Raw genomic sequence first — 6669 nt, 5'->3', positions numbered from 1 at the left:
GGATCGACTCAGCCAGGAACAACGCCTCGAAAGATTCACGGATCAAGGCCATCTCGGATCCATCGACAGGATCACCAAACGCACCATCATGCCGATTACAGTTCGGATTGCAGTTCGCCGATGGTTCTCTCGCGAGAGCGGACGACTCGGTGCACATCCCCGGACGATGGGCCTCGGCGACCATTGAGGCCTGGGAAGTACCCTCCGAGCATGCAAGCCGACATCGAGGGTGCTGTACGCGTTGCGAGGAACGCCCGAGCCTTCACATGGACCTGGGCACAAGATGACATTGAGCGCTTCGCCCTGGATGTTGGCTGGACCGTCCTTGACCAGGGCGACTACGGCAGCGCTTCTCTGTCGACGACCTTGAGGGTCAACTTGAATCGCGGCAGTTCCTATAGCAATCGTCGATACATCAGAGGAACCGCCGGGCGAGACGAGTCACTCGAGCGGTTGACGGCCAACATCACCGATGTGACACGTCATCCCAACGAGATGCTCACCGCTGCGCTATCCAGCAGTTTCGATCTACTCGCAGAGCGGTTGACCCGAGAGTTCGGTCCCTCGAACCATTTTGAGCCCAAGCCAGAGGCGGAGATTGGTTGGGTCGACCGCAATGTTGTGATCAACTTCGTTGCTCACAAGACGTATCTACTGTTGGAGATCGTGAATCCACGGTATTGGATGGAGCGACACGAGTTCGACGACGAGGATGCGGACTAGCCAAGCCTCGCGGTTGGAGAGCCGTCGCGATCCGTGAACATGTCTACGCAGGTCCCATCCAGAACCGGTGTCGCAGCAGACCAACCGGGCGCACCTGTTCGAACATCCTCTTTTGCCGCGACCCGCGCTGACCGAACTGGCCAGCGCGGTACAGCGAAGATCAACTGGCCGCGCCGACCTGCGCGTCCGGGGCGTCCGCCACTGCCGAATATCGTGTGCGGTCCTGGGCTTTCGGGCGGTGGCCGTTAGCCTGCCTACTGTGAGTGTGAACAAGCGGGTCGATGTGCTTGGTGCCTTCGCGGTCGCGGTGACCGCAGCGCAGTTCGACTGGACATGGACCCGTGGGGATACCAAGCGGTTCGCCACGCAGGTCGGGTGGAATGTGCCCGAGCGGAGGGCCTGGTCACTGCGTAGCCGCCCCGGTCTCGGCGACACCAACACCGACGTTTCCTTCGTAGTCGAAGATCGCGTGCTGAAAAGCGTCCTCCTCAAAGTCGCCGATACCGCTGAAGGACTGGACCGCACCGCGATTCGCCTCGCCTACCGCCAGCTGTATGAGGTGTTTCGTGACCGATGGGCCGAGCCCTCAGGCTATTCGCGAGGAACGGTGCGAGATGTCTGGACGCTCCCGACGGTGAGTGTGGGCCTGCAGTTCGACGGCAGCTCGGTATTCGTGCGGCTGGATCGGCCCGACCCCGACGAGATCGAGCGGGCTCGCTCCCGCCGGGCACAAGCGGCACGCTGTACCGACTCATCACGGTTCATCGCGACAATTCCGTTGCTGGTGCGCGCGGAACTCGGCGACTGGTCCCGCACCCCGATGACTCGTGCCGTCACCGCCACGACCTGGCCGATCAGAACCGACAGTGTTCTTCGCGAAAACATCACCGCCGCTTACGAATCGGACTTCGAGTCGCTGTATCTTTCCGCTTCCGCGACGCCCGATCATGCGGATGCGGACCGCTGGGGCTTCGGCGAGTTCGATGGTTTGACGCTGTGTCAGTTCCTGACACCAGACGCGCTCGACGCGGCATACGCGACGGCACTGTCCGAGTGTGTGCGGTTACTCGGCGCACCACCACGAGTCGGCGGTCCCGGTGCGAAGTCCATGTGGGAGATCGATGGCTCGCGGATTACGTTGTCGCGCGACCTCTCCGCGGGTTCGGATACTGCGGGTCTGTACCTGTCGGTCATCGATGCCTACCCACACGACGGGTTGGTCGAGTGGGAGTGGGAGAACAGCGAGGACGACGAGTGGCCGCTCGAAGACGCGCCTGACGACTACTGGTACCTCTTCCCGAATTCCCTGGACGAGTCACCCACGGTGTCGAAATACCCTGGTTTCGATCAAACTGAGCCGAGGGCTCGTTCATGGGTGCAACTGGACGACTACCTGCACCCATTGTTCGAGTCCCTGACAGCCGACCTACCACTCCTACACCCATACGCGAGTACCGCCGAATGGACGATCGGCTATCGCAACGATCCGCAAGGCTGGATCACCCGCGGCCAGTTCACTCACACCGGCTCCCGGCTGGAAGTACACGGTCCCGGCGACACCATCGAAGCGACCGAGTTCCCACCCGGCCCCGAATCGGGCATCCATATCGCCATGAAAGTCAACGAGGTGCTGCGCGCGAGCGGCGCGGAGAATCCAGAGAAACTCTGGTGCGAATACCGTAGTTCCGCTGCACACCAGGACCTTCCGAGCTTCCGAACTGGGTTGGACGGCAAGCCTGACGCGCCTTCAACCAAGCCTTAGATGCCGCTGACCCAGGTATACGGGATAGCGCTGCCAGCTTCCGCTGAACGCACTATTCTGCCGCGTACCGCGCGTTCTGACCGGCACGCGAACGCACGGACGCTGCGCGCAATCCTGAAGGCCGGCGGGTGTTGTGGTCGTCCACGAAGGCATGGAAGTCCAGCAACGACCCGGCATTAATCGAAAAGATGAACCGAGTCCTGACGCGGCGCTAGCGGATCTCCAACTGATAGGTGCTCTGGACCCAGAAGCCGCCGGGCTCGTATTCGCCACCGAAGGTGAGGACGTAGTCGCCAGGCGCGAGATCATCGAGACGGCCCCACAGACCCCAAGCTTTGGCCTTGAACCGGCCGGTGTGACCGAAGGGACCGCCCGCTGCCGCGGTGATCCGGAATGCCTTGTCGTTGGTCACTGCTCGCACGGGCAGTGGGACACCGTTCAATGCGGCGTGACCGGACGCCGCGGGCGCCACCGGCACCTCGCCACGCGCGAAAAATCCGTCCGGAACCTTCTGGAACATATTGAAAGCCGGGAAGAAGATCGACCGGCCGTGCGGAATCGTGCACCGCCGCTCGACTCGCCCACCGAAGGTGCCTGCCAGGAACCAGACATCCGTCGGCTGATCGATCGCGGCGAACTCTCCGGTCTTGTCCACTACCGGATTCTTGGCGTTCGGCACCGCCATCGCCCACTGCCACCAACGAGCTGCCAGCTCGACGTCGCTACTCGCCATCTCTCTACCCCATACAAACATCGACGCGAAGAAGAGTGCGAGCCACGCCGGATCGCCCTCTTCCGAAGTGGACCTGGAGGAGGGTATACGAACCGGACGGTCTACGTCGCTCCACACCACCCCGCTCAGCCAGGCGCGGGAACGGAACCTCCGTCATGCCCGAACGGTACGCCACAGGCGTGCAAGAGATCTCGGCCTGCTCCCTGCGATCAGAACGGCACACATCCGCTCATCCGCATACCGCGCTGACCGAACCGGCCAGCCAGCGCGTGGCATCGGAAGATCAACGGGCAGAGCGCCGTATGACCGCCGGAATTGCGCGCTATTGCCGAATGTGGTTTACGACGGTCACGACGCTACCGACCAGCTGAGATCAGATCTCGGCACGCGTGAGTAACAGATCGATTTGCCGGGGGAAGGGCTTGGTGGCTGGTGTAGCCGCGAATGATTGCCGCAGCATGATCGGGAAATCCTGCGGCGTGTACGAGTTCCGAAGGCGATACGCGCGAAACCCTTTGTCCATGAACGGCTTCAGGATAATTTCCGCATCATGCCCGAGGGCGGTCAGCCAGTGCGGGGTGACTTCCACGATGATCTCGCAGTCCTCACGCAGCCGAGGGATCGAGGTGGCCAGCTGGGTGAGGACTGTGCCCTCGGCACCTTCGACATCCACCTTGATGATTCGAGCATTCTCCAGGTCGCCGGGGTGTAGCAGCTGGGCCAGTGGCAGGCCGGGTGCAGTGAGCGTCGACTGGTAGGCGTCGGGACGGATCGTAGTAGTGGCACCAGCGTTCGCGTGCGGAGTGTAGAGGGTCACCGTCGTCGGTTCGGGGGTGATGGCGGCCGGGACGACGCGAACGTTGTCGATGCCGTTGAGCGCCAGATTCGCTCGCAATCGTCCGTGTGCCGCGGGCTCGATTGCGACGGCGTATCCGGTTGGGCCGACGAATTGTGCGGCCAGCACGGCATACCACCCCTCGGCGGATCCGATGTCGACGAAGCCGTCACCTTGCTGGAGGCGGGAGGCGACGAATCTGGAAATGCAAGGCTCCCAGCAGCCGTGGGTGTAGATCGTACGGGCGATGAAGTCGCTGGTCGTGGGAACCAGGAACCACTGGCCGTATCGGGTGCGCACTGTTCTGTGGAGTCGTGGTCTCTGCTGAAGGCCGATATCGAGCCATTTACACAGCAACCGCTTGACCGCGATCCCAGGCCCGTATCGGATCCACCATCGGGCAGCGATGAGTAGCAGCGGCCACGGCGGGGGCCTCAACACGATTTGCTTCCACAGGGGCAAGGTCGAGACAGGCGACACTGCCAGGACGATATCCTCACCCACAGGAAGCGGTCGAGTCGGTTTCGCTCACGCCGACACCTCCACCACCCCGCGCGGCCTCATGCCGACGGAGACCAAACATCTCTCGATGCCGATTCGATGGCATGGACGTCGAACCCTTCATCCCCTAGCCGCTGACCGAACCGGCCAGCGCGGGCATCGGAAGGTCAACTGGCCGTTGCCATCCGAGTCCGGACGAACGCACCGTAATGCCGATTACCGTCCTCGCCGCCCGGCATTGCGGTGCATTTGGCTCCATGTCAGTTACAGCACGCTCACGCCTTTTGAATAGCGACCGTTGAGGGCGTCTGTTGCGGCTTCGGCGATGTACTGGCGGCTGTCTTGCGAGCATCGGGTCAGAAACGCCCGTACGCGAGGCCCGGTCCAACCGGCTGCTGCGACCGCGGGCCAGTACGCCAGGGACTTGTGGTTGAGATCGTGGAAATTGGCCTCGGCGTAGTCGAGGACGGCGTCTACCGCGGTGTCGGGGAAGTGTAGTCGCAGCATCGCGACTGCGCGCAGCGCGCCGTCAGCGAGGAGTTCGACGTCTTGTCGCAGGCACCACAGGGTGGGAGCCGGGTCGTTGTCGACGTCGCGCCCCAGGCGGACGATGGCGTAGCCGAGGGCAGTGTTGACCATCGTTGCCGAGCGGGGTTGCAGCGCCAGTTCTTTCAACAGTTCGACATCTCCGCGGCTGCCGGTCATTCCCAGCGCCATGATCAATTGGTACTGCGTTTCCCAGGTGCGTTTGTCCATTAGTTCGCGTTCGAGCGCGGTGCGGACCTGAGCCGCTGTTGTCGGGTCCGCGAGCGCGCGTAGCCGTTTCGCGCCGCGTCGCCGCCGCGCCGAGATCGAGTCGCTCAGTAGCGCCAATGCCTCATTGCGTGTAAGCGTCATCCAGTTCGGCCTATCCGTGTTTCACAGGTTGTCGATCCATCGCGGATAGTGCCATACCAGTACGACAGGGACGCATTGCTTCTCCTCCGTGGATATCCGCACATGCCGCTTACAAGGCTGTTCCGATCAGCCAGCCCGCGGCCGACCGAACGCACGCTCATGCCGAATTGAGCGTGTTGGAAAAGTGTTCCGGTACATCGTTCCTCCGTCACACTGCCAGGGTCGCGCGGAGGAATTCGAGGATCTCCGCCTGGGCGAGTTCGGCTTGCGGTTCCATGCCCGGCAGGGTGAGGAACGCGTGCCGCGCTCCCGGGTACTCGGTGAGCCGTACGGAGGTCCCGGCCGCCCGCAGTCGCTCGGCATAGCGGCGGCCGTGATCGGCGAGTGCGTCCCGGGTCGGCACCACGACCAGGGCGGGGGCGAGCCCGCTCAGGTCGTCCGCGTACAGCGGCGAGAATGCGCGGGCGTCGGTTCCCGACGGGACGGCGAACCGCTGCAGGAGCCGCAGTACCGGCACGGCAGGGCTCGGGTTGTCGGCGTACTCGGCAATGGAGGGATAGTCGTACATCGTCTCGGTCACCTCGACCGCGGGGTTGACCAGCACCTGTGCGGCCAGCCGCAGGCCGGCGTTCCGAGCTCGGATCGCAGTCAGGGCGCTGATCAGCCCGCCGAAGCTCTCGCCGAAGACAGCCATGCGAGCCGGGTCGGCACCCCACTGCGCAGCGTGCCGCACCACGTGCTCGAGCACGTCCCAGCCGTCGTCGGCGGCGTGCGTGAGCGTGCTGTCCGGGCCGACGAGGCGGTGCTCGACCGAGACGACGAGCGCGGGCAGGTGGGCGGCGAGGTGGCTGTTGGTCCAGTCGCATTGCGCTGCTGTGCCCACGTAACCGCCGCCGTGCACGTGGATCACGAGTGGCAGGTCGGTTCGGGTGTCGGCCCCGCCGTCGCTCGTCGACGCCGGCCGGTACACCCGGACCGGAAGGCCGCGGCCCGGCAGTGCCAACTCCTGCCACTCGATCACGGCCCCGGAGTCCGGCTCCCCGATGAGCGGCCACGCAGCGCTGGAGGCCCGCCAGCGATTCTCGGCGTCGCGGTAGGCGATCAGTTTCTCGGGTGTCATCGCCGAGAAATCCGGCGCGGGTGGCCGCTGCACAGCGGTGGTCTTGCTCATGTCCGTCTCTCTACTTTCTCCTGGTCAGGCCGCTCGGCCAGTCGATG

The 6669-nt window shown here is 63.8% G+C and carries 7 protein-coding genes; 3 read left to right on the top strand and 4 right to left on the bottom strand.

The annotated features are described in order from the left end of the window. From AB0L60_RS39955 to AB0L60_RS39945, 3 genes are all read left to right on the top strand, one after another. The coding region (locus AB0L60_RS39955) for a hypothetical protein (protein WP_364625298.1) at positions 1-187 on the top strand (187 nt) is incomplete at its 5' end. Between the two features lie 23 nt (positions 188-210). Beyond that, positions 211-723: a DUF6301 family protein gene (locus AB0L60_RS39950; protein ID WP_364625296.1), complete on the top strand. Its 513-nt coding sequence runs from the start codon at positions 211-213 to the stop codon at positions 721-723. 259 nt (positions 724-982) lie between these two features. Beyond that, on the top strand, positions 983-2485 hold the full coding sequence (locus tag AB0L60_RS39945) for a DUF6301 family protein (RefSeq protein WP_364625294.1): 1503 nt from the start codon (positions 983-985) through the stop codon (positions 2483-2485). Positions 2486-2696: 211 nt separating this feature from the next. Here the strand turns inward: AB0L60_RS39945 and AB0L60_RS39940 are convergent, their stop codons facing one another. The 4 genes from AB0L60_RS39940 to AB0L60_RS39925 form a co-directional block, all read right to left on the bottom strand. Then, entirely contained in the window at positions 2697-3218 is a 522-nt protein-coding gene (locus AB0L60_RS39940) for a hypothetical protein (RefSeq protein ID WP_364625292.1), read from the bottom strand. 373 nt (positions 3219-3591) lie between these two features. Further along, entirely contained in the window at positions 3592-4557 is a 966-nt protein-coding gene (locus AB0L60_RS39935; protein WP_364625289.1) for an FkbM family methyltransferase, read from the bottom strand. 261 nt (positions 4558-4818) lie between these two features. Further along, entirely contained in the window at positions 4819-5451 is a 633-nt protein-coding gene (locus AB0L60_RS39930) for a hypothetical protein (protein ID WP_364625286.1), read from the bottom strand. Positions 5452-5659: 208 nt separating this feature from the next. Continuing rightward, the gene (locus AB0L60_RS39925; RefSeq protein WP_364625283.1) at positions 5660-6622 is read right to left on the bottom strand and encodes an alpha/beta hydrolase; all 963 of its coding nucleotides are present in this window, start codon (positions 6620-6622) and stop codon (positions 5660-5662) included. Between the last annotated feature and the right edge of the window lie 47 nt (positions 6623-6669).

Origin of the sequence: Nocardia sp. NPDC051981 (genome assembly GCF_040680715.1) — a bacterium.
Taxonomy (GTDB): domain Bacteria; phylum Actinomycetota; class Actinomycetes; order Mycobacteriales; family Mycobacteriaceae; genus Nocardia.
The sequence above is the reverse complement of the archived record's forward strand: the minus strand, read 5'-3'. Positions and strand labels throughout refer to the sequence as shown.